Origin of the sequence: Streptomyces fractus (assembly GCF_049844455.1) — a bacterium.
GTDB classification, from domain to species: domain Bacteria; phylum Actinomycetota; class Actinomycetes; order Streptomycetales; family Streptomycetaceae; genus Streptomyces; species Streptomyces fractus.
In genome coordinates, this window is record NZ_JBMYHI010000002.1 from 8,983,550 (window position 1) to 9,007,942 (window position 24,393).

The window sequence follows — 24,393 nt, forward strand, 5'->3', positions numbered from 1 at the left end:
CGCGGCGCGAAACGTGGTTGTTCCGGTCAGGTGCGCCGTCGTGGCGGGGGTGGGTGCTGAGCGGTCGTTAAGGCGCCGGGGGAGACGTCGAGGGAGACGTCGAGGTGGCCGTGTTGAGGGAATTGGAGACGGACGTGGAGAGGGACGCGGAGGTGCGTCGCAGGACCAGGAGCGTCGCGTCGTCGGACCGGTGCGGGCCGTCCAGCTCGCCGACGACGCGCTCGGCGTACTCCTGGAGCGCTTCGTGTCCCGCACCGGGCACGGCGCCGCCCAGGCAGTGCCGGGCCGCGTCGAGGAAGCGCAGCGTGTCGAGGTCGGGGTCGCTGTCGCGGCGTTCGGTCAGCCCGTCCGAGTACATCAGGACGATGTCACCCACCCGCAGCGACACCTCCGCCGCGGTGTACGGCGTTCCCGGCAGAACGCCCAGGGGAAGACCGGGGCCGCCCTCGGGGTCCGGGAGCTGGCGGGCCACGCCGTCGCGCACGAGGACCGGGCGCGGATGGCCCGCACAGGTCCAGCGCAGCAGGCCCCGCCGCGGGTGGTAGCAGGCGATGATCGCGGTCGCGGTGGACTCGTCGCCGTCGGCGCAGGCCAACTCGTTGAGCCACTGGGTGAGTTGCTCGACGCTCTGCTCGGTGTAGGCGAGGCCCGCCAGCGCGTAGCGGAGCTTGGCCATGAGGGTGACCGCGGCGAGTCCGTGCCCGCGGGCGTCGCCGAGCGCGACCAGGAGGCGGTCGCCGGGGACCTTGCGGGCCTTGTACCAGTCGCCGCCGACCCCGGCCTCGCGGGCGTCGGGCCGGTACACGGCGGTGGCCTCCAGTCCGTAGGCGGCCAGTTCGCCCTGGAAGTGGGGGAGAACGGCCTCGCGCAGGGCGCCGGCGACCTCGGCGACGGCCTCGGCGCGCTCGCGCTGACGCCGCGCCTCGCGTTCCGCGCGCTCGGCGGTCATGCGGCGGCGCCGCTCCGCGGTCACGTCGGTGAGCACCGCGCGCAGCGCCCACACCAGGCTGCCGGGGGCGATCCGCACCGGTTCGGCGGTCATCCGGATCACCCGGGAACCGGCCCCGTTCAGGCGCAGCTCACAGACGCCGGTGCGTTTGCGCAGGATGACGTCGTACAGCGTCCGGTACAGCTCGGGCAGGCTCTCCGGGGCCACGGTCGCGGCCAGGCCGGACAGGGTGGGGATCTCCGCGTGACCGTCGAGGCCGAGCACCTGGCGGAACCCGCGCGACGGATCGACCCCGCCGTCGCCCAGGTTCCACTCCGCCCAGCAGGTGCGCACCAATTGCTGCGCGGCCGCCGCCATGTGCAGGCGGTGGCCGCGCTCCCAGCTGATCAGCAGGTGCTCCCCGCACGGCGCGACCCGGATCTGATCGTTTATCCGGACCGGGCCGTGCGAGGTGCGCACGACCCATTCGATCAACGTGGGCCCCTGCGGGGAACGCTCGCGCAGGGCGTCGGCCAGCATGCCCGGAAGCGCTGTGCCGGTCAGGGAGGGAAACCGCTCGAACAACGACATCGGGCCCTGCCACCGCGGGAGACTGCCGTGGGGGAGGCGCTCGGCCGCGTAGGCGCGGGCCGCCGCGTTCTGGGCGACGTAGAGGGCGTCCCGGATCCGTCCGTCGTCGTCCCGGAGCGGGGCCACCAGCAGCGCCGGCGCGGGCAGGGCGTCGAGGACCTCCCGCCCCGAGGGCGAGGGCGGCAGCGACGTGAACGTGACCACGGCCGCCGGCGCGCCCGCGAACTCGTCCTGCTCCCGGTACGACTCGGCGTACTTCCTGATCCGTCTCCGCTGGGCCCGCAGCAGTTCCCTGATCGACTGGAGCGCCAGGTGGGTGCGGGCGTCGGGCACCGGTGAGGTGGCGTCCATACGGGGAAGTGCCTCCTCTGCGCGCGACGTGACCGGTGCCCATCAGCCTCGGCGGCGGCCCGGGGGCGGGCCAGTCCGCCTACGCCAAGCGGTGGTGTGCGGTGTGGCGGGCGCTCGCACGGTGCCGCCGCAGGCCGCCAGGCAGACATCACACCGACCGATGAATTCGGGAAGCGGATAGGGTCTGCCCTGGTATGACCACTGTCAAAGCCAATGATGTCACTCTGGGTATCGAGTCCTTCGGTGCCGACGACGCGCCGCTCGTCCTGCTCGCGGGCGGGACGACGATGCTCTCCTGGCCCGACGCGCTGTGCGAGCGCCTCGCCGCGGGCGGGCGCCGGGTGGTGCGCTACGACCTGCGCGACAGCGGGGAGTCCACGACCGGGGACCCGGAGGCGCCCGCCTACACGCTGCGGGACCTGGCCGCCGACGCCGCGGCTCTCGCCGACGCGCTCGGCGGCGGTCCCGCGCACCTCGCGGGGATAGGCGTCGGCGGGATGGTCGCGCAGGTGGCCGCGCTCGATCATCCGGGCGCGTTCTCGGCGCTCACCCTGGTGGGCACGCGGGCGGTGGCCCCCGGCCCGGTCGACGACGACCTCCCCGACCACGACCAGGCGACGATGGGCCGCCTGTTCTCCAGCCCGATGCCCGACTGGGCCGACCGGGAGGCGGTCGCTGAGTTCGCCGCGGCCGGCGCCGAGGTCCTCGGCAACGACCCCGTCGCCGCGCGCTCGGTCGCCGCGCGCGTCTGGGACCGTACGCCCGGCACCGCGCCCCAGGTCCAGATGGCCAACCAGTTGGGCATGGTGTTCTCCCGGATCGACTGCACACCCCGCTGGCGCGAGCGTCTGCCCGAGATCGAGATCCCCACGCTCGTCGTCCACGGCCTCCGTGACCCGTTCTTCCCCGTGGGCAACGGCGAGGCGATCGCACGGGAGATCCCCGGGGCTCGGCTCCTCGTCCTCAAGGAGACCGCCACCGCGCTCCGCGACGCGGATGTCGACGAGATCGCCGAGGCGATGCGCGCCCTCGGGTAGCGGGGTGCGGGGTGCGGCGTGCGGGTTGCGGACGGCGGCCGGGTCACGTGACTGTGCGCTCGGTCGTTGAACGCGGCCGTCCAAGGCTCGCCGTGCGCCGCCCGGCAGACCGGGTCACGCTGGAATCGGGCCGCACAGGCGGTCACGGGCGGTGACCGGGAACGACAGGGAGCGCACGCATGGCAGGCCACGTGCTGGTCGGGGCCGACGGGTCCGATTCGAGTCTGGAGGCCGTGTCGGTCGCGGCCCGGGAGGCGCGGCAGCGCGGCCTCGGGCTGCGTATCGTGCACGCCTTCGTCTGGCCGATGATGCGCGCCGCCGGGTTCGCGGCGGCGGCGGAAGCGCTGCGCGGACAGGCCGACACCGTGGTGTCGGCGGCCGTCGAGCACGCCCGCGCCGCGGAGCCGGACCTCACCGACATCGACGGCGAGGTCGTCACGGGTGAGCCGCTGACCATCCTGACGGTGCGCTCGGCGGACGCGGACCTGGTCGTCGTCGGCAGCCGCGGCCTCGGCGCCTTCACCGGGCTCCTGATCGGCTCGGTCGCCGTGTACCTGGCCGCCCACGCCGAGTGCCCCGTCCTCGTCGTACGGGGCCGGGCCCACGCGGACGGACTCGTCGCCGTCGCCGTGGACTCGTCCGGAGACGCGCGGGTCGCGGTCGACGCGGCGTTCGGCGAGGCCGAGCGCCTCGGCACCGGACTGCTCGCCCTGCACGTCTGGAACACCTGGTCCGCCGAGGGCCCGGACCGCCACGGCGCGCTGGCCCCTCTCGTCTCCAACATCAGCGACCTGCGCAAGGAGGCCGGGCAGACCCTCACCGACGCCCTCGCCCCCGGGCTGGCCGCGCACCCGCACGTCTCCGTGGAGCGGCGTCTGCTGGAGGGCAGGGTGCGCCCGGTCCTGATCGAGGCGTCCAAGGAGGCCCGCATGATCGTCGTGGGCGCCCGGGGCCGGGGCGGGTTCAAGGGACTGATCATGGGCTCGGTCAGCCAGGCCCTGCTGCATCACGCGGACTGCCCGGTCCTCGTCGTACGGGACGGCGGGACGGAGGGCGCGTGAGCGGTCCGCGGCCGGAGCCGCGGACCTTTCTTCACGGACGTGCCCGCGTGACGTTTGCGGAGGTCAACCGGGCACTGCGGCACAGGAGTTGGTGAGGTGTCCTCACTGTGTGTGACGTCACGGTTGGACACTGCCCGGGACCGTCTGGCAAGGTCGCCGGTCCGATCCCGTGAAGACCCGATGGGAGGGGCGCGATGACCGAAGTGAACACCATCAGCGTCGAGGAAGCGACAGCCGTCGCCCGGCTGCGCATGAACACCACGACGCTCGACATCCCCAAGGACTTCGACCGCTGGTCGCCCGACGAGATGTCGGACTGGCTCGAACAGACCGAGGACGACCCGGACGTCTCCGACACCGACTTCTACGAAGCCCGCAAGACCGTGCACCGCGTGCTCGGTGTCGAGGACGCCTGACCTCGCCCGACCTCAGCCGCGCTCGCCGTACGCCGCCGCGATCTCCTGCGGCGACGCCCACCGGCTGTAGGTCGGTGACTTGGGCCAACCCGCGGGGGAGTCCTGCCACTCCTCCTGACGGCCGTACGGCAGCAGGTCGACGAGGCCGAACAGATAGCTCAGTTGCTCGGTGCCGCGGCCGTCCGTGTGCCAGGTGCGGTACACGGTGTCGCCGTCACGCAGGAACACATTGACCGCGAACCCGGCGTTCGGCGGCGCGCCGACGTCGGCGCCGAACGGGCTGTTCGCGGTGGAGTACCAGGTCATCGTGTTGCCGACCTTGCTCCGGTACGCGAGCGCCTCGTCGATCGGCCCCTGCGTGACGATCACGAAGCGGGCGTCGAACTTCTCGAGCCCCGCGAGCCGCGTGAACTGGGACGTGAACCCGGTGCAGCCGCCGCACTGCCACTCCGCGCCCTCGCTCCACATGTGGTGGTAGACGATCAACTGCGGGTGCTCACCGAAGACTTCGGCGAGCCGCACCGGGCCGTCCTCGCCCTCCAGCACGTAGTCGGGCATCTCGACCATGGGCAGCCGGCGCCGCTGCGCGGCGATGGCGTCGAGCTCCCGAGTGGCGGCCTTCTCGCGGACCCGCAGCGCCTCCAGTTCCTTCTCCCACGTGGCGCGGTCGACGACGGGCGGCAGGGCATTGCCGGTGGTGGACATGGAGCCTCCGGACGGTGAGGTGCGGTGCGCGGTGCTGCGCGTTCTGCCTTTCGTGAGTGGAGACCGTCCGGGGCGCGAAAAGTCATCGGTGGACGTCGAGATTCCCGGAACGCCACGTCCGGCAGCCCGGCGGCGTCCTCGTGCCCGGCTCGGTGTCCCGGGAGGTGTCTCGTAGGGTGCCTTCCGGGCCCCGTCGACCCACGGGGCCGGTGAAGGGCCGAGCACGGGGGAGTGGCATTGCGTATACGCGGGCGTGGACACGGTCGGTGTTTCGGTGGGCGGGCCGCCGCATTGGTGACCGGGGCGCTGCTGGCCGTGGCCGGGGCGGCGGCTTCGGCCGTCGCCGCGCAGGGGACGCAAGGACAGGTCCGGCTCACGCTCGACGTGCCCGAGGCCACCGGGCTGTACGACGCCGATGAGGGCGCCGAAGCGCGGTTCGACGCCCCCAAGTTGCTGGTGTGGCCGCACGGCGGCGTGGCCCGCAACGTCGAGATCACCGTGGACGCACGGGAGTTGAAAAGCGTCGGCACGATGACGCCCGGGCACCGCTGCACCGGCGACGACGATGTGTTCCGCTGCCGCTTCGACCCGCGCTCCCTGCGCTACGCGACCCACTTCAGCCCGTTCCACCTGCTCGGCACGGACGGTGCCGCCCCCGGGGACGGCGGGACCGTGCACCTCGCCGCACGCGCCGACAACGCCGCGACCGTGCGCGCGGACATGCGGATGGACGTCCAGCCGCCCGACCTGACCTCGGCCGGAACGGAGCGGGTGCCCGGCCTGGTCGAGCCGAACGCGCCGGTCGCGCTGCGGCCGGGCTTCGCCAACGAGAGCCGCTGGCCGGTCGAGAAGTTCGCGCTGAGGATGAGCGCCTACAACCGTCATCTGTCGGTGGACCAGAAGTACCGCAACTGCTGGTACCCCGACCCCGAGGACGACGCCTCCGACGCGGGACTGGCGGGGACCGAACTCGTCTGGTGCGAGTTCGACACACCACTTCCGCCGCACACCGCCTGGCGGATCGCCCAGCCGATGACCGGCTATCTGGACGCGGACATGCCCGCGGAGAGCGTCCGCTATCAACTGCTCTACGCGGTGCGGGACAAGGCGGTGTACCCGCGCCGGGGGAGCGGTCCGGAGCTGAAGCTCGAACGCGCTCCCGTCAGTGACATCAAGGCCGGTGACGACAAGAACGCCTGGGGCTCACTGATCGTGCGCGGGACCGCACAGGTCGACCTCGCCCCCGTCGTCGAGGGAACGGTCCGCGGAAAGATCGGGCAGACGGTGAAGGTGCGCATCGGTGCCCGCAACGTCAACGGCGGCAAGCTGCCCGGCATCGGCCCGGGCCGCGTCGAGATCGTCCCGCCCAAGGGAACCACCATCACCGGCACGCCCTACATGGTGGACGGCGACCCGATCGACGACGCGTGCAAACGGCCGGCCAAGGGCTCGCGCGCGTGGCGATGCTCCCTGGGCAGCGAGGCGTTCGAGTCGATCGACGGCCACAAGGGGGCACGCACGACCGTGACCGTCCGCCTCCGCATCGACGACAAGGTCCCCGGCGCGCGCGGCACGGTCCGTGTCGTCGGCAAGTACGACCGCACCCATGGCAACGACACCGCCGCGCTGGCGACCGACATCAATGGCCGTGTGTCGAAGGCCTCTCCGCTCGTCATCGGCGGGGCGGTCGCGGGCGGTGCCGTCGTCGTGCTGGGCGGTCTGGTGCTGGCGCGCCGGTACCGGGGGAACCGGCGCGGCTGACGCGCGTGTGTGCGACCGGCACCAGCCACCCGGCCCCGCCCACCCGCTCAGTGCTTGATGCCGACGCCCGCCAGCAGGCTGATCTCGGCGTCCGCGATCTCCGTGCCGTCCTCGGGGTTGTCGCGGCGCCAGCGGTGGCAGCAGATGATGCCGGGGTCGATCAGGTCGAGGCCGTCGAAGAAGCGGCGGACGTCGCTGTGCGAACGGAACTGCACCGGCGTCCCGGAGTTGGTGTACGCCTCCGCCACCCCGTTCCACGTCTCGGGGTCGAAGTCGGGTGTGCAGTGGTTCATGGCGAGGGCGCTGCCAGGCGGCAGCGGCTCCAGCAGCCGGCGCACGATGGCGTACGGGTCGTGCGGGTCGGTGACGAAGTGCATCAGCGCGTTGAGGGACAGCGCGATGGGCTGGGTGAAGTCCAGGACCTCGGCGTCCTGCACGGCGTCAAGGAGCGAGTCGGGGTCGGTGACGGTGGCCTCGATGTAGGCCGTGCGCCCCTGGGTCGTGCTGCGCATCAGGCGCTCGGCGTACTTGAGGACGAGCGGGTCGTTGTCGGCGTACACGACGCGGGCCTCGGGCACGAGGGACTGGGCGACCTGGTGCAGATTGGGCTCGGTGGGGATGCCGGTGCCGATGTCGAGCCACTGGCGGATGCCGTGCTCCTGCGCCAGGACGCGGGTGGCCCGGTGCATGAACGCGCGGTTCTCGCGGGCGGTGACAGGGAGGCCGGGGTGGGCCTTGGCGGCGACCATGGCCGCCTCCTTGTCGACCTCGAAGTGGTCCTTGCCACCGAGGAAGTAGTCGTACATCCGGGCCGAGTGGGCCTTGCTCGTGTCGAGGTCCCGGCCGGACTGCCTGGTGGTCATGTGCTCCCCTTCGTAGGTGTGACTGTCGCTCCCGTGGCCAGGAACGCGACCGGTGTCGGCGTCCCTCCCGCCGGCCGCCGGTTCATCCGGCGGCCAAGTGATCGGCCAAGCCCTGCTTGACACCGCGGACGAACGCGGCGATCTCCTCCGGCGTGTAGATCAGCGCGGGACCGGCCGGATCGGTCGACTGCCGTACGGCCACGCGGCCGTCGGCGAGCAGCTTCGTCTCGACGCACTGACCACCGTTGGGCCCGCTCCAGGGACGCTCCCAGCCCTGCTCCCCGAGGTTGCGGGCCGGCATCCCGTTGTAGACGCCCTCTTCGACGACCGTCATGTTGAGTACTCCTTGCGCATACGGTTCAAGAGCGCCCTGCTGTCATCCGACGACGTCAGCAGCGCCAAACGCGAATGCGCCTCCAGATGGGCGACCACGTCCGCGCGCTGGTCCAAATAGACGGATGCGGACAGGAGTTCGCTGTAGACGATGTCGGGCAGCTCGGGTTCCTCGAACCGGAAGTACGTGAACGGGGCGCATGCCCCGACGTGCGCGCCCGCGGAGAAGGGCACGATGTCCAGGCTGATGTGTGCCCGCTCGGACAGCTCCAGGAGGCGCTCGATCTGCTCCCGCATCACGTCGGCGCTGCCCACCTCCTTGTGCAGGACGGCCTCCTCCATGACCACCCACAGCGTGGGGGCGTCCTCCTTGTCCAGGAGTCCTTGGCGGCGCAGCCGCAGCTCCACGCGGCGCTCGAGGTCCTCCTCCGTGCCGTTCGGCAGCCCGCCGCGCAGCACCGCGCGCGCGTAGGCGGGGGTCTGCAGGAGGCCCGTGACGTACTGGGGTTCGTAGGTGCGAAGGGTCTTGGCGTCGGTCTCCAGGCTGACGTAGGCGGTGAACCAGCTGGGGACGGCGTCCCGGTAAGAGTGCCACCAGCCCGGCTCGTTGGCCCGCTCGGCCAGTTCGACGAACTCGTCGATCTCCTGGCGGTCCGCGCCGAAGGTCTCCAGGAGCTTCTCCACATAGAGAGGCTTCAGCGCGACTTCGGCCTTTTCCAGCCGGCGGATCGTCAGGGTCTTCACGCGCAGTGCTCTGGCCGCGTCCTCCAGCGAGGCACCGGCAGCGAGTCGCATGTCCTGCAGCCGGCGGCCGAGGATCATGCGCAGCACTGTCGGCGCGCTGGTGGCAGAACGGGCCTCACTCACGCCCAACCTCCTGAGGATTCATCAACAAGACCATTCTTGCAGTGACTTGATGATGACGCCAGAGTGATAGACGTCTTGCTGAAATTATCAGGGAGTCGGTTGCAGCATGAACCTGATCACGCGCATAGTTGCACTGTGAGCGGTCACGTCACGGCTCTGACGCAGCATCCGGCCCCGCGGGGGCGCGCGATGCCGCTGCCGTCGTCGGTACCCCCGCGCCGGGCGCCCGCCCGGGCCCGTGCCTCTCACGGCTCGAGCTGTAGCCCGCACCCCCACACCGCGCCCGCCACGCGGAAGGCACCGGAAGGCGACATTCGTGACTCTCCCCATGCCCCTGACCCCGGCACCGTCCCCCGCCTTAGCCAACACGGCGCCGGGCCGGGAGTACTGGTTCGGCCTGCCCACGCTGCGCACGAGCGCGAGATTCGCCCGCGACACCGTGCGCGAACGACTCCGATCCTGGGGCGTACCGGGCGACACCTGCTGCGACGCGGTGCTGCTCGTGTCCGAGCTGACCACGAACGCGCTGCTCCACACCGACAGCGATCAGGTCCTGTGCGGCCTCAAGCTGACCGCGGGCGAGCGGAGTCTGCGCATCGAACTCCACGACGACAGCCCCGCGCCGGTCCCGCCGGCCGAGCACCGTGCCGGACCCGGCGAGGAGGGCGGGCGGGGCCTGTTCCTCGTCCGGCAGCTCGCGGACCGCTGGGGCTCCGCACGCTCGACGCGGGCCGAAGGCAAGGTCGTCTGGGCCGAGTTGACGGCCTTCTCCTGAGCCCATGCAGACCGGCAGGGGCCGCTCGGCCCCCCACTTTCACCTTCGCGCGGCGAGGAATCCATTCTCCTCGATCCACCTACAGGAGGCGCCCATGACCCCCCACGGCGACACCGCTTCACCCGCCGTGCTGTACGTATGCGCCGACCGGGCCCCGAGCGCGTCCGGCCAGGCCACGCAGTGCGCGCGAACGGAAGGCCACGCGTTCGCACAGGAACGCGGCCTGACGATCGCCGAGGTCGTCACCGACACCTACGGCGAGCCGGACCCGGCCCGGCGCACGGGCTGGCGGCGGGTGCGACAGCTGGTCCAGACCGGCGATGTCACCTCGGTCCTCGTCCGCTGGCCCTCCGCCATCGCCCCGGAGTCCGCGCACGAACTCCGGCACAGAGAGACCAGCTGGCTCCGGGACCACGGGGTGCGCGTCCGCTACACCTGGGCACCGCTCACGCGTCCAGGCCCCCACGCTTGACGAGCTGGGCCGCGATCACGTTCCGCTGGATCTCGTTCGTCCCCTCGCCGACGATCATCAGCGGCGCGTCGCGGAAGTAGCGTTCGACGTCGTACTCGGTGGAGTAGCCGTAACCGCCGTGAATCCGGACGGCGTTGAGCGCGATCTCCATCGCCGCCTCGGACGCGTACAGCTTCGCCATCCCCGCCTCCATGTCGACCCGCCGGCCCGCGTCGTACTCCCGGGCCGCGTGCAGGGTCAGCTGGCGGGCCGCGGTGAGCTTGGTGGCCATGTCGGCCAAGTAGTGCCCGATCGCCTGGTGTTGCCAGATCGGCTTGCCGAACGACTCCCGCTCCTGCGCGTAGGCGAGCGAGTCCTCCAGGGCGGCGCGGCCGACGCCGAGGGCGCGCGAGGCGACCTGTAGCCGGCCCGTCTCCAGGCCCTTCATCATCTGGCCGAAGCCCTTGCCCTCCGCCCCGCCGAGGACACTGCCGGCGGCGGCGACGTACCCCTCGAAGGACAACTCGCAGCTTTCGACGCCCTTGTAGCCCAGCTTGGGCAGGTCGCGGGAGACGGTCAGGCCCGGTCCGTGCTCGACGAGCAGGATCGAGATGCCGCGGTGGGTCGGCGTGGCGTCCGGATCGGTCTTGCACAGCAGGGCGATGAGGCCGGAGCGGCGGGAGTTGGTGATCCACGTCTTCGAGCCGTTCACGACATATGTGCCGTCGTCCTGGTGGCGGGCCGTGGTGCGCATCGCCTGGAGGTCGCTGCCACCGCCCGGTTCGGTCAGCGCCATGGTGGCGCGCAGCTCGCCGGTCGCCATGCGGGGCAGATACGCGGCCTTCTGCTCCTCGGTCCCGTAGAGGGTGAGCAGCTTGGCGACGACGGTGTGGCCGCCCATGGCGCCCGCGAGGCTCATCCAGCCGCGCGCGAGCTCCTCGGTGATCAGAACGTAGGCGGGCATGGAGACCGGGGTGCCGCCGAACTCCTCGGGGACGGCCAGCCCGTAGATGCCCATCTCCTTCATCTGCTCGATGAGGGCTTCCGGATAGGTGTTGGAGTGCTCCAACTCCTGTACGACCGGCTTGACGTGCTTGTCGACGAAGTCGTGCACGGTCTCGACCACGAACCGCTCGTCGGTGTCCAGGGCGTCCAGGGTGCTCACGGGGCCTTCTCCTCTGCTTCTTGCTGTCTTGTCGCGATGTCCGGGGAGGCGGGTAGGGGGAGCTGGGCGTCAGATCGTGCCCGCTGCGCGGAGGCCCGCGATCTGCTCGGCGGTGCGTCCCCGCTCGGTCAGGAGCCGTTCGGTGTGCTCGCCGAGGGCGGGGACCGGGTCCATCCGGGGGGCGATTCCGGCCAGGTCGGCCGGTGGCCGCAGCGCCTGGACGGGGCCGCCGGGCGTGCCGACCTCGTGCCAGCGCCCACGCCCCGCGAGCACCGGGTGGTCGAGGAACTCGGCGACGTCGTTGACGCCGGCGTTCGCGATGCCCGCCGCGTCGAGCGCCTCGGCGGCGTCGGCGCCCTCGCACTGCTGGAAGCGCTGGGCGATGATGACGTTCAGCTCGTCGCGGTGGGTGACGCGGACGGAACCGGTGGCGAAACGCGGGTCGTCGGTCAACTCAGGGCGTTTCAGGAACTGTTCGCACAGGGCGCGCCACTCGCGTTCGTTCTGTACGGAGATCAGGATCTGCTTGCCGTCGCGTGCGGTGTAGGCGCCGTACGGGGCGATGGTGGCGTGCTGGGTGCCGATGCGCGGCGGCTGCGTTCCGCCGTAGCGGGTGTAGTTGGCGGGCTGGCCCATCCACTCCGCGAGCGCCTCGAACAGCGACACCTCCACGGCGTGCGCGACGCCCGTGGTGGCACGGGTGAACAGGGCGGTGAGGACGCCGGTGTAGGCGTACATCCCGGCGGCGATGTCGGCGATCGACACGCCCGCCCGCGCGGTCTCCTCGGCCGTGCCGGTGAGGGAGACCAGACCGGTCTGGCACTGCACCAGCATGTCGTACGCCTTGCGGTCGGCCCAGGGCCCGTCGGTGCCGTAGCCGGAGACGGTGCACGGGATCAGGCGCGGATACTTCGCGGTCAGGGTCGCGGCGTCGAGGCCCAGGCGGGCGGCGGCGCCGGGGCCGAGGTTCTGCACGAACACGTCGGCGTCCGCGAGGAGTTCGTCGAGGAGCTCGCGTCCGGCCGGCGACTTCACGTCGAGGGTCAGTGACTCCTTGCCGCGGTTCAGCCAGACGAAATAGCTCGACTCGCCGTGCACCGTGGTGTCGTAGCGGCGGGCGAAGTCGCCGCCGTCGGGCCGCTCCACCTTGATGACGCGGGCGCCGAGGTCGGCCAGTTGGCGTGTGGCGTAGGGCGCGGCCACGGCCTGTTCGAGGCTGACGACGGTGATCCCGGACAGCGGGTGCCGCGGCGGTGCGGTGGCACGGTCGGTCGTCCCGGTCATGCGGTGACCTCCAGGAGCGGGAGTGGTCATGTGGGCGCGCGAGGTGGCCGACAGTCGGCTGCTTCGCACCGACTGACATCATGGGTCTTCATGGCAATGCTCGGGAAATAGCAAATCGTGATGCCGCCATGCGCGGCGCGGATGGCAGGCGAGGGGCGGGGCGCGGTGGACATCAAACAGCTCAAGGCGCTGGTGACGGTGGCCGAGGTCGGCAGCGTCACGCGGGCCGCGACGGTCCTGCACCTGGTGCAGCCCGCCGTCACCCGCCAGATCCGCACCCTGGAGGAGGAGTTGGGCGTCGCCCTCTTCGAGCGGACCCGGCAGGGCATGCGGCCGACCCAGGCCGGATCGGCCGTCGTGGAGCGGGCCAGGCGCGCGCTGCACGAGCTGGAGCGCGCCCGCGCGGAGGTGCGGCCCACGCCCGGCGAGGTGTCCGGCATCGTGACCGTCGGCCTGCTGGAGAGCACCCTCGAACTGCTCGCGGAACCCCTGGTGACGTCCATGCACGAGGCCCATCCGGGCGTGCAGCTGCGGGTGATGACCGCGTACTCGGGCCATCTTCAGCAGTGGCTCGACGACGGCGACCTCGATCTGTCGCTGCTCTACAACCTCGACAGTGCGCCCTCCCTGAACGTACGGCCCCTGGTGCGCGAGCGGCTGTGGGTGGCGGCCCCGCCGTCGGCCGGGCTACGCGCCGAGCGGCCCGTGCCGTTCGCAGAGGCGGCGGCGCGCCCGCTGGTGATGCCGACATCTGGGCACGCGCTGCGCGCGCTCATTGATTCGGCCGCGGCCCGCGCCGGTGTTCGCATCGAGGTGGCGGCGCAGACCAACTCGATGCCCGTACAGAAGCAGCTCGCCCGGGCCGGACACGGCTGGACGGTGCTGCCCGGCGTGGGCATCGCCGAGGATGTCGCGGCGGGGGAGCTCAGCGCCGCGCCGCTGTGCGAGCCCGCCGCGTGGCGTTCCATCGTGCTCGGCACACCCCGCACCGGCCGCACACCACCCGCCGTGAACGTCGTAGCGCAAGAGCTGGTGCGACAGGTCAACGCCGCGGTGGAGAGCGGCAGATGGCCCTCGGCACGGCTCCCCGAGGCGGAGGACCAGACACCGGATGTGCCCCGGGTGCCATGCGCCCGACGCATGGACACATCATGAATTTCTATTGTTCCGCATCCCGCATCAGCGCTCATGATGAGTGGCGTTTCGAGCCGCCCGACCAACGCCTGACGAGCACTGAGTACGGAGACGCCACGGATGAGCCAGACACCGGCCACGAGCCCACCCTCCCGCGTCACCGCGAACGTCGTGCGCGGCTGCCTGGGCAACCTCATCGGCGGCTGGCTGCTCGGCGCCCACGCGGACCGGTTCGGTCGGCGGCGAGTCCGGCCCCAGTGCCTCGTATCTCTCCGAGGTGGCACCGCCCGGTCGGCGCGGTTTCTACTCCAGCTTCCAGTACGTGTCGATTGATGTACCTGCGGCGCACCATGTACACCACCTACCTCCAGAAGTACCTGGTGAACACCGGGGGCATCCCCAACTCGACCGGGAAGGTGCGTGCCCTGGGCGTCGCCCTCACGGACACCCGTCCCTCAACGGAAGGCAAGCCCCAGCATGGAACCCGCCGCCTCCACACCACCCCTCAGCTCCTACGTGGAGTCGTGGGCGCCCTCCGCGACGACCGACGATGACGCCCTGCCCTCGGGCCCGGCCGCCGCACTCTCGGCCGTCCTCGACCTGCCCGAGCCGGCCGCTAAGGCGGGTGACGCGCTGCCGCCGCTGTGGCAGTGGCTGTACTTCCTGGAGTGGCCCGCACAGCACGAACTCGGCCCCGACGGACACCTCGCCGACGCCCGCTTCCTGCCGCCGATCCCCGACCGGCAGCGCATGTTCGCGGGCGGCCGGGTGAGCGTCGAGGAGCCGCTGCGCCTCGGCGAGCCGGCCGAACGTGTCTGCAGCCTCGCCTCCGTCACGCCCAAGAGTGGCCGCAGCGGCGAACTGCTCTTCGTCACCGAGCGCCGCGAGTTCCGCCAGGCGGGCCGCACCTGCCTCGTCGAGGAACAGGACATCGTCTACCGCTCAGGACGCAGCGCGGCGGCCGGCCACCCCACCACGGTCGACAGCGCCACCCTCCCGCACTCCGAGGCCCCCTGGCAGCTGCGGGACCAGCCGGACGAGCGTGAGCTGTTCCGGGTGAGCGCGCTGACCGCCAACGCCCATCGCATCCACTACGACGCCCCGTACTGCCGCGACGTCGAGGGCTACCCCGGCCTCGTCGTCCACGGCCCGCTGCTCGCGCTCCTGATGCTGGACCTGGTGCGCCGCAACGCGCCCGAACGGCAGATCGGTTCGCTCTCCTACCGCCTGCACCGGCCCGTCTTCGCCGGGGAACACCTGTTGGCCACCGGAACGCCGACGGACGAGGGCCGGGGCGCCCAACTCGGCGTCGCCACCCACCGGGAGGCGCGGCACGCCTCCGCGAAGGTGACCTTCGTATGACGGACGTGACCGAGGCCGCCGACGCATCCGACGCCTCCGACGGCCGCGAGGCGATCGCCGCCGCGCGGAGCTTCCTCTTCGTCCCCGGCGACCGCCCCGACCGTTACGCCAAGGCCCACAACTCCGGCGCCGACCTGGTCATCATCGACCTGGAGGACGCGGTCGCCCCGGCAGACAAGGACGAGGCGCGCGCCCACGTCGCAGCCTGGCTGGCCGCGGGCCACCGGCCGGTCGTACGGATCAACGCCCCCGGAACTCCCTGGGCCGAGGCCGACCTGGCCGTGGCGGCGGAGCACGGCTGCCCGGTGATGGTTCCCAAGTCCGAGGATCCGGCGGCCCTTTCGGAGATCGCGGCACGGACGGCCGGCCGCTGCCCGCTCGTCGCACTCATCGAAACGGCGCGCGGGGTGCTGCGCGCCCACGAGGTGGCCCAGGAGCCGGGCGTGGTGCGCCTCGCCTTCGGCAACGTGGACCTCGCCTCCGACCTCGGTGTCGCGCACGACGACCACCTCGCGCTGGCACACGCACGGTCCCAGGTGGTGCTCGCGGCCGCGGCCGCCGGCCTGTGCCCGCCGATCGACGGAGTCACCACCGCCGTACGGGACACGGACACCCTCACCGGCGACGTCACGCACGGTCGCCGCCTCGGCTTCGCGGGCAAGCTGTGCGTCCACCCGTCCCAACTGCAGTCCGTCGCCGCGGGGTTCACGCCAACCGACGCCGAACTGTCCTGGGCTCGAGCCGTACTTGCCGCGGGCGACGCGGTCACCACCGTCGACGGCCAGATGGTCGACAAGCCGGTCCTGGAACGCGCCCGACGACTCCTCACGCCGGCCGGGCGGGCTGAGTCACGGCAACTCGTGGGCCTGCTTGATGTGTTGCACGCCGTAGTACCTGGCAATGCAGGCAGCGGGCCACTTCGCCTTCCCGCCGTGACGGAACGGCTCCGTCATCTTGCTCTGCGGAAGCCGTTTGTACGGCAGGACCTGAGCGCCGGCCGCGGCCTGACCGCTCATCCAGCGATCCTGGCGGTCCCAGTCCCGGGCGTGCGACTGCATGGTGGACCCGAGGCCCGCGAGTGACACCGCCAGGGCGACGCACACGACGGCGTACAGCACACCCCCGGCGGCCAGGACCGGCGCCGTCCGCCGGACACGGCCCCGCGCGGCGTGCCCGGCGAGGGCGCCGACGTAGACGAGGAGCAGGAGGTAGAGCAGCAGGTAGTCGTTCCACAGGCGGGTCGACGTCGCCACGTGGTGCTTGAACACGGGGTACGTGATGACCGTGCACACGTAGCCGGCGACCAACAGCGCGCAGATGCCCGCGAGAAGGACCGGCACGTGCCTCTTCGTGAGGGACGCGCGGCTCATGAGGCCGGGGGACATCACACCCAGGACGACACCCACCACGACGGCTCCCAGGTACCACCATGTCGTGAGCAGCGTGGCGGAGATCTCGGCGAATCCGTGCAGGGCGCCGAGCAGGGAGTCGGGGGTGAACATCGTCGATGCGTGCTTGCGCTCCCGGCGGCGCTGGGCGCCGGGGGAGGTGTAGAGGATCAGCGTGCCGATCACGATGCTCGCGATACCGGCCGCGCAGCACAGGCGCAGGAACCGCCGCCGAGCTTCGGGGAAGACACGTCCGCTGATCAGCAGCGCACACCCCAGGACGGTCGCCGTGACGACGCTCGTCTCCTCCGACAGAAGCCCCAGGGACACACCCGCGAGGACGACGGCGCCCAGTGCGAGCACCCTGCCCCGTCGCGTCGTCGCCAGCAGCACGGGGACGGCCATCGCGCACGCGAACACCGGGGGCAAGGTGTGCGAGACGGAGGCGGCAGGCCAGTAGAACGTCTTGTAGGTGTTGGGTGAACCGAACAGGAACAGGGCCGTCACCATCGACGCCACCAGAAGCGGGACACCCCGTGGAGCCCGCAGCCGCGCGGCGCGCAGGACGGCGACGGTGAACGCCCACAGGAGCCCGAGGACGAGCGCACCGGTGACCGGCGCGAACCACTGCTGACCGGCCTCACCGAAGCGCGCATACGCCCACACCAGCAGGGCGTTGACGATCCGCCCGTTGTCGTGGAGGTAGAACTTGCCCACCATCGCGGAGAGTCCGCCGTGGTGGGCCACCGGCAGGAAGCACCAGTCATCCCCGCCGGTACGCACGAGGCGGGCGTTCCACGCCGCGTAGACGAACACGGCGATCGGCAGCAGGGAGAGCAGTCCCAGCGGTGCGGCCGTCCGCCACCATGCCGCCCGTGGTCCGGCAGCGTCGTCGGTGTGCCGGTCCTGAACAGCCTTCTCCGGTGCGTGCACCACAGGCTGCCTCCTTCCCCATTGAGCGTCGGGAAGAATGTTTCCCTACACGAAAATACGGTTTGCGGTCGGCCGGCGAGCGGTTCCGCAGGTCGGCCTGATCGAAAGATATCGCGGCACGGGTGGCTCTCGGCGCGTTCGGCCCAGCCTTCTTACCGTTGTCTTGACCTGATGCGTCATGGTGGTGACCTGGTCGTAAATGCTGGACTCACACCTGCCGGGGTGGCGAATGGAAGCGTGTCAGATCTCAGTTGTCGTGCCGTGCTTCAATGAGGAAGAAGTGATCAACACATTTCACTGTGCGTTGATGGAAGTCCTGGAAGGGACGGGGCGCTCCTTCGAGATCTGTTACGTCGACGACGGGAGCCGCGACACCACCCGCGCCCAACTGCGCGCCCTGGCCGCAGAGGACAAGCGTGTTCGCTATACGTCCTTCAGCCGGAATTTCGGCAAGGAAGCGGCCATGCTCGCGGGTCTTCGCATGTCCTGCGGTGAGTCCGTGGCCCTCATGGACGCCGACCTGCAACACCCTCCAGGGCTGCTTTACCGGATGCTGGAACTGCGCCGACACGGCTACGACCAGGTCGTCGCCCGCCGTGACCGCTCCGGCGAAGGGCTGCTGCGCAGGAGCGTCAGCTCGGCGTACTACCGGGCCATGGGGCGTTGCATGGACGTGGACGTCGTCGACGGCGAGGGGGATTTCCGGCTGCTGTCGCGCCGCGCCGTGGACGCGGTGCTCGCCCTGCCGGAGGCCAACCGGTTCTCGAAGGGCATCTTCTCGTGGATCGGCTTCGACACCGTCAGCTTCACCTACCACAATGTCAACCGCGCGGCGGGCCGGTCGAAATGGGGCGGTCGACGGCTGCTCAACTACGGCATCGACGGGCTGATCTCCTTCAACGGCCGACCGCTGCGGCTGGTCATCTACGGGGGCCTGGGGCTCGCCTTCGCGGCGTTCGCGTACGCCCTGTGGATCGCCGCGGATGTGGTCATGCACGGAGTCGACGTCCCCGGATTCGCCACCTTGCTGATCGCCATTGTGGCCCTGGGTGGAATCCAGCTCGCCACCCTCGGCGTCATCGGTGAATACGTCGGCCGCATCTACGGCGAGACAAAGCGCCGCCCGCCTTATGTGGTGCGAGAGACCGAAGAGAGCGCACTGGGGGAAAGCTGCGCCGCCGCCTCCGGAATCGAGCCTCCGCTTACCGTCGATACGATCGTGCGACCCAAGGACCCGGCCCGCGGAAAGGCCACCCTTCGTACCTTTCGGCAGTTCGTGACCTTCGGGTTGATCGGAATTGTCAACACGGCCGTGTATATGGCCGTGTACGTGTCGCTGAACCGCCTGATCCCGTATCTGGTAGCCCACGTCATCGGGTTCATGGTCAGCGTCATCGGTTCCTTCCTACTGAACAGTTACCTCACCTGCCGCACGAAGCCGACCTGGCGGGGCTTCTTCCGATTCCCCCTGTCGAGCCTCGTGAACCTGGTGTTCAGCGGCATGCTCCTCTACCTCGGCGTGCACTCCCTGGGGATGGGGAAGAACGTCACGGCGCTGCTCGCCGGTGTGCTGGCCACGCCCCTCTCGTTCGTGATCGCCCGCTGGGCCATCGACTCCGGCAGCGAGCCCGCCCGGCAGCAGGAGCCCAACTGGCCGCCGATGACGGACAGTTCGGCTGACGTCGTGAGACAGAAGGAGCACCAGAACCTGTGAGCCGAGGGCCCTTCGCCCGCCGCTCAGTCCGTGGCCGCTTCGCGGGCGGTGAAGCCGATGACCGCGCCGCCGCCTTCGCGTCGTGCGGCGAAGGGCACGCCGCCGTGGGCGGTCGCGACCTCCCGCACGATGGAGAGTCCGAGGCCGGAGCCGGGGCTGCTGCGGGCGGCAGGGGCCCGGTAGAAGCGGTCGAAGATGCGTTCCGTGTCGACCTCGGCGAGGCCGGGGCCCCGGTCGAGGACCTCCATGCGGACGCCGGTGCCCGGGATGCGGGTGACGGCGATCTCGATGGGGGTGGTGCCGTCGAGGTCGAACTTGGCGGCGTTCTCGACCAGGTTGGTCAGGGCGCGCTGGAGCTGGGTGGGTCGGCCCGTGATCGTCGTGTCGGGTTCCGCGCGGACCGTGATGGTGCGGCCGGTGCGGCGGCGGGCCAGGACGGCGACGTCCTCGGCGATCTCGGCGAGCGACACCTCGACGGGTGATTCGTCGTCCTGATGGCCCGCCGCGAGGTTCACCAACTCGTTGACCAGATCAGTCAGTTCGCGGGACTCGTCGGTGAGGTCGGCGACGAGCTCGTCGCGGGACGCGGGCGGGAGTTCGTCGATGCGGCGCAGGAGGGAGATGTTGGTGCGCAGCGAGGTGAGGGGTGTGCGCAGTTCGTGGCCCGCGTCCTGGGCGAGGCGGCGCTGGTCCTCCTTGGAGCGGGCGAGCCGGCCCAGCATGCGGTCGAAGGAGCGGCCCATGCTGCCTACTTCGTCGCGGCCGGTGACCGGGACGGCGACGTCGAGCTGTCCGGTGGAGGCGACGCGTTCGGCGGTTTCGGCGAGGCGGACGAGGCGTGAGGTGATGCGGCGCGCCAGCCACCAGCCGAACAGGCCCGCCGCGAGGACGACGGCCGCGGCGAACAGCAGGGTGCGTTTTTGCAGTTCCTTCAGGAGGTCCTCGGTGTCGCTGAATTCCTGGGCCACCTGGACGGCGCCGCGGCCATTGCCGAGCGCGACCGTCGCCACCCGGTACTCGTCGTCGCCGACCTGTACGTCCTTGTCCTCGATGTGGGTGCCGGCGGTGTTCGTGTCGGCGATCCGGCGGGCGCCGGAGTCGACCGGGAGCGGCGGGCTGCCCTTGTCGATGATCGTGCCGCCGGGGCCGAGGACCTGGACGTCGGTGCCGACGGGGCGCGTCAGATCGTCGCGGGGGCCGTCGTGGTCCGGATCGCCGGAGGTGAAGTCCTCGGGCGTGAGGGTCTGCTGGCGCACCTGCGCGCGCAGGTCGTGCACGACCTCGTCGAACACCGCCTCCTGGTCGACACGGACGAGCCGCGCGGCGGAGTCGTAGGACAGGACACCGACCAGCGCCGTGACACCGGCCGCGACGAGGGCGAACGCTATGGCGAGCGTCGTGCGCAGGCTGCGGGCCCGCCACCGCCTGCGGCGGCGGCCGTCGGGAACGCCTGTCTCCTCGCCGCTCCCGGCGCCCTCGAGGTCCCGCATCTCATGCCTCCCGCAGGACGTATCCGACGCCCCGCACGGTGTGGAGGAGGGGCGGGCCCTCGGGCTCGTCGACCTTGCGGCGCAGATAGCCGACGTAGACGGCGAGGTTCTTGGAGCCGGGACCGAAGTCGTAGCCCCAGATGCGGTCGTAGATGGTGGCGTGGTCGAGGACGATGCCGCTGTTACGGGCGAGGAGTTCGAGGAGGTCGAACTCGGTGCGGGTGAGTTCGAGTTCGCGGCTGCCCCGCCAGGCGCGGCGGGCGGCGGGGTCGATGCGCAGGTCGGCGGCGGTGATCTGGTGGTCGGCCGGTGCGCCGGATTCGTCGGGTGGCGGGGTGGTGCGGCGCAGGAGGGCGCGCAGCCGGGCGAAGACCTCCTCTACGTCGAAGGGCTTCGCCACATAGTCGTCGGCGCCCGCGTCGAGCCCCGCGATCCGGTCCGGGGTCTCGACGAGGGCGGTGAGCATCAGGATCGGGGTGCGGTCGCCCTCGGCGCGCAGCACGCGGCAGACCTGGAGGCCGTCGATGCCCGGCATCATCACGTCCAGGACGAGGATGTCGGGCCGTGCGCGGTGCGCGGCGGCCAGGGCCTCGACGCCGTCGGCGACGGCGGTGACGGTGTAGCCCTCCAGGGTCAGGGCGCGCTCGAGGGCGTGCCGGATCGCCCGGTCGTCCTCGGCGAGCAGCACCGTGGGCGCGGCGGGCGTCACGGACGACGGGGCGGCTGGGGAAACGGCTCGTTGCGACACATGCCCCAGTCTGCCCCCCGTGGCCTGCCCGGATCGATCGCTCGGCCGCCGACCGGAGGGCTTCTTACCCGCCTCTCACCGGCGGGGGACGGCCCCCTTACCCACGGCACGCAGGCTGTCACCGATGTCGAGTGATATCGGGAACGGTACGGGCTCGCACCGTGCGCCCGCCGAGGAAGGCATTTGCACATGAAGATCGCGTTCCTGCTGCACAACGCGTACGCCATAGGCGGAACGGTGCGCACCACGCTCAACCTGGCCGCCGCGCTCGTCGAGCACGGCGGCCACGAGGTGGAGATCGTCTCGTTGTCACGGCACCGGGCGAACCCCCGCTTCTCGGTCGACCCGCGGATCACGCTCGTACCGCTGGTGGACTCGCGGGCGGACAGCGAGGACACCCGTCTGGCGGAGTTCGGCAGGCCCGCGCAGGACTTCCCGGCCGCCGAAAAACGCTACAAGCAGTACACGCTCCTGCACGACCAGCGGGCACGGGAGTACCTGGAACAGCACTGCGACGCGGATGTCGTCATCGGCACCCGGCCCGGCATCAACGTCTACCTGTCCATGTGGGGCCCCAAGCGGGCACTGCGGATCGCGCAGGAACACCTGCGGCACGACGCGCACAGCAAGAAGCTGCGGGCCGTCCTGCGCCACCACTACCGCTCCCTCGACGCGGTGGTGACGATGACGGAGGCGGACGCGCAGGTGTACCGGCAACGGATGTCGCTGCCCGGTGTCGGCGTCCGGTGCGTGCCGAACATCGTGCCGTCGGTGCCCGTCCCGGCCTCCGACGGCACGTCGAAGATCATCGCGGCGGCGGGCCGCCTCGCCCCCGGCAAGCGCTACGACCTGCTCCTCGAGGCGTTCTCCGCGGTGTCGGCGCAGGCACCCGACTGGGAGCTGCGGATCTACGGCGCCGGGGGAGAGGAGCAGCGGCTGCGCGAGATGATCGCCGGCCTCGGCCTGACCGGCCGGGCCCGCCTGATGGGCGCGGTCACGCCGATCGAGCCCGAGTTCGCCCGCGCCTCCCTGGTGGTCAGCGCCTCCGACGCCGAGTCCTTCGGGATGACCCTGGTCGAGGCCATGCGCTGCGGCGTCCCGGTCATCAGCACGGACGCGCCGCTCGGCCCCGGCGAGATCATCACCGACGGCGTCGACGGACGGCTCGTCCCGGTCGGCGACGCGCGTGCGCTCGCGGCGTCCATGCTCGACCTGATCGCCGACGAGGCGGGCCGCAAGGAGATGAGTGCTGCCGCCCTGGCGTCCGCACACCGCTACGACCCGGCCCCGGTCGTGGAACGCTACGACACCCTCTTCGCGGACCTCCGGGCGTCCCGGCGCGCCCGCACCTGGCAGCGGTTCACCGCACGTACGGCCAACTGGGCCCGCAGGAAGGCCCGTTCGGTGCGCGGTGCGCCGTCCGGCGGCGACAGCGCTTCCCCCGGTGGACGCCGCGGCTCGGGCGCACAGGGCGCCGCGCGGCCCCGACTGCCGTAGCTCCTCCGACACACCTCGTCTGTGTATTGCGGGGTATTGCGGGCGTTCGCCCTGGACGTCGCGGAGCCGCTCTCCGGACGGACGCTGACGGGCGTGTGACGGCTCGACCCGGGCCCTGCCGGCCCGGGTCCGCTCGGGCCGTTCCCGAACCGCTCGCGCCCATCATGGCCGCCCTCCCCCGCGTGCCGGTGGGCGCGAGCTTCCGCGGGGCGGGTGGTGGGTCGACCTGTCGGTGGCGGCCCACCACCCGCCCCGCACCCATGTCCGGGTCACCGCCCCCGCGCCGCCCGCGCCGAGCCGTGTGGCTTCGTGCCCGGCGTCGTGTCCTGCGGGAACGTCAGCTGCCTGCCCATCCACTCCATCGCGGGGCCGATCTCCCGGCGCCAGGTCGTGAAGTGGTGGCTGCCGTGCGGCAGGACGATCCGTGCCGATGTCATCGGCGGCCTGACGGCCTTCAGGAACCGCATCGTCGGCCCGTAGCCCGGCTCGCCCTGCCGGGAGGTCGCCGCCAGGACCGACACCCGCGGCACCGGAAGATGCCGCAGACGCCACACCAGATCGTGTCCCAGCCGGCGACGCCGCGCGTCCGGCCCACTCCCGAACAGGCTGCCGGTCGTCAGGTCGTCGGTCACCCGGTAGTCGGCGGACAGCGCGGCCGCGGATGAGTACACCTGCGGGTCGCGCAAGGCGAGTTGGAGGGCGCAGGAGCCGCCCGAGGAGTAACCGAGCGCGCCCCACGCACTGGCGTCGTGCCCCACCCGGTAGGCGGACTTGAGCGCCTCGGGCAGGTCCTTGGTGAAGAACGTCTCCGCCTTCGGGCCGCCCGGTACGTCCACGCACTCGGTGTCGCGCGGCGGCGCGATGGTGGGCCGGACCATCACCACCACCGTCGGCTGCATACGGCCCGACGCCTCCAACCGGCCCGCGGTCTGCGGGACATGGAGGAACCGGGCGAGGTTGATGATGCCGCCCGGGTAGCCGCTGATCGCCACCATCACCGGGAAACGCTGCCGGTGGTACTGGTGCTGGAAGTACTGCGGAGGCAGGTACACGAACGCGGGGTTGATGGCATGCGTGCGCCGCCCGAAGATGCGCACCGACTCGACACGTCCCGCCTTCCCCGGCGGCCCGGCGGGCAGCCCCGGCACCTGGTCGAGGCCCTGCGGCCCGGCGGGCCGCACGAGGCCACCGCTCCCCGCGTACACACGGGGCCCGACACCCCCGTCCGTGACCCGCGCGGGTGTGGTGGGGACATGGCCCAGCAGCTCGCCCCACGAGCCGTAGAAGTCGAAGTACGCGTTCACCGAGACCGCGCACGCCGCGAGGAGCGCCAGCTGAGTCACCACGATGACGCCGAGTCGGCCCAGCACGGCCACCGTGCCGCGCCGGGCCAGCCGTGGCCATGCCCACACCGTGACCCCCACGCACATCAGCGCCAGCAACGCCGTCGCGCACTCCACCGGCCGGCCCGTCAGGCCCATCGTTCCTCCACCCCTCCCCGGGGTCGTGTGCAAAAAGCCGCCACGCGGCAGCCTCCAC

The 24,393-nt window shown here is 71.4% G+C and carries 21 protein-coding genes and 1 pseudogene; 11 read left to right on the plus strand and 11 right to left on the minus strand.

The window, feature by feature from the left end; all coding sequences use genetic code 11:
- Positions 1–67: 67 nt before the first annotated feature.
- The gene (locus ACP4E5_RS42950; protein ID WP_425839650.1) at positions 68–1,870 is read right to left on the minus strand and encodes a PP2C family protein-serine/threonine phosphatase; all 1,803 of its coding nucleotides are present in this window, start codon (positions 1,868–1,870) and stop codon (positions 68–70) included.
- Between the two features lie 194 nt (positions 1,871–2,064).
- On the opposite strand from ACP4E5_RS42950, the gene ACP4E5_RS42955 reads away from it, so the two are divergent.
- The 3 genes from ACP4E5_RS42955 to ACP4E5_RS42965 all read left to right on the plus strand — a co-directional run bounded on the left by ACP4E5_RS42955 (position 2,065) and on the right by ACP4E5_RS42965 (position 4,384).
- Complete coding sequence (locus ACP4E5_RS42955; protein WP_425839653.1) at positions 2,065–2,907, plus strand: alpha/beta fold hydrolase; 843 nt, start codon at positions 2,065–2,067, stop codon at positions 2,905–2,907.
- A gap of 179 nt (positions 2,908–3,086) precedes the next feature.
- The gene (locus ACP4E5_RS42960) at positions 3,087–3,968 is read left to right on the plus strand and encodes a universal stress protein (RefSeq protein ID WP_425839656.1); all 882 of its coding nucleotides are present in this window, start codon (positions 3,087–3,089) and stop codon (positions 3,966–3,968) included.
- A gap of 194 nt (positions 3,969–4,162) precedes the next feature.
- Positions 4,163–4,384 carry a hypothetical protein gene (locus ACP4E5_RS42965; protein ID WP_425839659.1) on the plus strand — a complete coding sequence of 74 codons (222 nt, stop codon included), beginning with the start codon at positions 4,163–4,165 and terminating at the stop codon, positions 4,382–4,384.
- A gap of 12 nt (positions 4,385–4,396) precedes the next feature.
- Here ACP4E5_RS42965 and ACP4E5_RS42970 read toward each other — a convergent pair whose 3' ends face one another.
- Complete coding sequence (locus ACP4E5_RS42970) at positions 4,397–5,089, minus strand: DUF899 domain-containing protein (RefSeq protein ID WP_425839662.1); 693 nt, start codon at positions 5,087–5,089, stop codon at positions 4,397–4,399.
- A 294-nt stretch (positions 5,090–5,383) separates the two neighbouring features.
- Here ACP4E5_RS42970 and ACP4E5_RS42975 point away from each other — a divergent pair, with 294 nt between their 5' ends.
- Complete coding sequence (locus ACP4E5_RS42975) at positions 5,384–6,850, plus strand: hypothetical protein (protein WP_425839665.1); 1,467 nt, start codon at positions 5,384–5,386, stop codon at positions 6,848–6,850.
- Between the two features lie 47 nt (positions 6,851–6,897).
- Here ACP4E5_RS42975 and ACP4E5_RS42980 read toward each other — a convergent pair whose 3' ends face one another.
- From ACP4E5_RS42980 to ACP4E5_RS42990, 3 genes are all read right to left on the minus strand, one after another.
- Complete coding sequence (locus tag ACP4E5_RS42980) at positions 6,898–7,713, minus strand: SAM-dependent methyltransferase (protein WP_425839667.1); 816 nt, start codon at positions 7,711–7,713, stop codon at positions 6,898–6,900.
- A gap of 82 nt (positions 7,714–7,795) precedes the next feature.
- Positions 7,796–8,047, minus strand: coding sequence for a DUF397 domain-containing protein (locus ACP4E5_RS42985; RefSeq protein ID WP_389277250.1), 252 nt, complete (start codon positions 8,045–8,047; stop codon positions 7,796–7,798).
- Entirely contained in the window at positions 8,044–8,913 is an 870-nt protein-coding gene (locus ACP4E5_RS42990) for a helix-turn-helix domain-containing protein (RefSeq protein ID WP_425839670.1), read from the minus strand. The genes ACP4E5_RS42985 and ACP4E5_RS42990 overlap by 4 nt, the downstream gene beginning before the upstream one ends.
- A gap of 316 nt (positions 8,914–9,229) precedes the next feature.
- Here ACP4E5_RS42990 and ACP4E5_RS42995 point away from each other — a divergent pair, with 316 nt between their 5' ends.
- Together ACP4E5_RS42995 and ACP4E5_RS43000 are read left to right on the plus strand one after the other, a co-directional pair.
- Positions 9,230–9,688 carry an ATP-binding protein gene (locus ACP4E5_RS42995; protein ID WP_425839673.1) on the plus strand — a complete coding sequence of 153 codons (459 nt, stop codon included), beginning with the start codon at positions 9,230–9,232 and terminating at the stop codon, positions 9,686–9,688.
- A 94-nt stretch (positions 9,689–9,782) separates the two neighbouring features.
- Positions 9,783–10,160, plus strand: coding sequence for a recombinase family protein (locus tag ACP4E5_RS43000; RefSeq protein ID WP_425839676.1), 378 nt, complete (start codon positions 9,783–9,785; stop codon positions 10,158–10,160).
- Here ACP4E5_RS43000 and ACP4E5_RS43005 read toward each other — a convergent pair.
- Both ACP4E5_RS43005 and ACP4E5_RS43010 read right to left on the minus strand, forming a co-directional pair.
- Entirely contained in the window at positions 10,135–11,304 is a 1,170-nt protein-coding gene (locus ACP4E5_RS43005; protein WP_425839679.1) for an acyl-CoA dehydrogenase family protein, read from the minus strand. The genes ACP4E5_RS43000 and ACP4E5_RS43005 overlap by 26 nt on opposite strands.
- A 69-nt stretch (positions 11,305–11,373) precedes the next feature.
- Positions 11,374–12,588, minus strand: a complete 1,215-nt coding sequence (locus tag ACP4E5_RS43010) for a CaiB/BaiF CoA transferase family protein (protein ID WP_425839682.1) — start codon at positions 12,586–12,588, stop codon at positions 11,374–11,376.
- Between the two features lie 165 nt (positions 12,589–12,753).
- Between ACP4E5_RS43010 and ACP4E5_RS43015 the strand changes: the two genes are divergently transcribed.
- The 3 genes and pseudogenes from ACP4E5_RS43015 to ACP4E5_RS43025 all read left to right on the plus strand — a co-directional run.
- On the plus strand, positions 12,754–13,743 hold the full coding sequence (locus tag ACP4E5_RS43015; protein WP_425839684.1) for a LysR substrate-binding domain-containing protein: 990 nt from the start codon (positions 12,754–12,756) through the stop codon (positions 13,741–13,743).
- Positions 13,744–14,199: 456 nt separating this feature from the next.
- Positions 14,200–15,084: an HTD2 family dehydratase gene (locus ACP4E5_RS43020; RefSeq protein WP_425839687.1), complete on the plus strand. Its 885-nt coding sequence runs from the start codon at positions 14,200–14,202 to the stop codon at positions 15,082–15,084.
- Positions 15,081–15,749, plus strand: a pseudogene (locus ACP4E5_RS43025) (HpcH/HpaI aldolase/citrate lyase family protein); the annotation flags it as partial. The gene ACP4E5_RS43020 and the pseudogene ACP4E5_RS43025, both read left to right, overlap by 4 nt.
- A 183-nt stretch (positions 15,750–15,932) precedes the next feature.
- On the opposite strand, the gene ACP4E5_RS43030 reads toward ACP4E5_RS43025, so the two are convergent.
- On the minus strand, positions 15,933–17,408 hold the full coding sequence (locus ACP4E5_RS43030; RefSeq protein ID WP_425839690.1) for a DUF6056 family protein: 1,476 nt from the start codon (positions 17,406–17,408) through the stop codon (positions 15,933–15,935).
- Positions 17,409–17,634: 226 nt separating this feature from the next.
- On the opposite strand from ACP4E5_RS43030, the gene ACP4E5_RS43035 reads away from it, so the two are divergent.
- Entirely contained in the window at positions 17,635–19,119 is a 1,485-nt protein-coding gene (locus tag ACP4E5_RS43035) for a glycosyltransferase (RefSeq protein WP_425839693.1), read from the plus strand.
- A gap of 23 nt (positions 19,120–19,142) precedes the next feature.
- Here ACP4E5_RS43035 and ACP4E5_RS43040 read toward each other — a convergent pair whose 3' ends face one another.
- Both ACP4E5_RS43040 and ACP4E5_RS43045 read right to left on the minus strand, forming a co-directional pair.
- The gene (locus tag ACP4E5_RS43040; RefSeq protein WP_425839696.1) at positions 19,143–20,609 is read right to left on the minus strand and encodes a sensor histidine kinase; all 1,467 of its coding nucleotides are present in this window, start codon (positions 20,607–20,609) and stop codon (positions 19,143–19,145) included.
- A 1-nt stretch (position 20,610) separates the two neighbouring features.
- Entirely contained in the window at positions 20,611–21,297 is a 687-nt protein-coding gene (locus tag ACP4E5_RS43045) for a response regulator transcription factor (protein WP_425842110.1), read from the minus strand.
- A gap of 249 nt (positions 21,298–21,546) precedes the next feature.
- Here ACP4E5_RS43045 and ACP4E5_RS43050 point away from each other — a divergent pair, with 249 nt between their 5' ends.
- The gene (locus ACP4E5_RS43050; RefSeq protein ID WP_425839699.1) at positions 21,547–22,854 is read left to right on the plus strand and encodes a glycosyltransferase family 4 protein; all 1,308 of its coding nucleotides are present in this window, start codon (positions 21,547–21,549) and stop codon (positions 22,852–22,854) included.
- A gap of 269 nt (positions 22,855–23,123) precedes the next feature.
- On the opposite strand, the gene ACP4E5_RS43055 is transcribed toward ACP4E5_RS43050, so the two are convergent.
- Positions 23,124–24,335 carry an alpha/beta hydrolase gene (locus ACP4E5_RS43055; RefSeq protein ID WP_425839702.1) on the minus strand — a complete coding sequence of 404 codons (1,212 nt, stop codon included), beginning with the start codon at positions 24,333–24,335 and terminating at the stop codon, positions 23,124–23,126.
- Between the last annotated feature and the right edge of the window lie 58 nt (positions 24,336–24,393).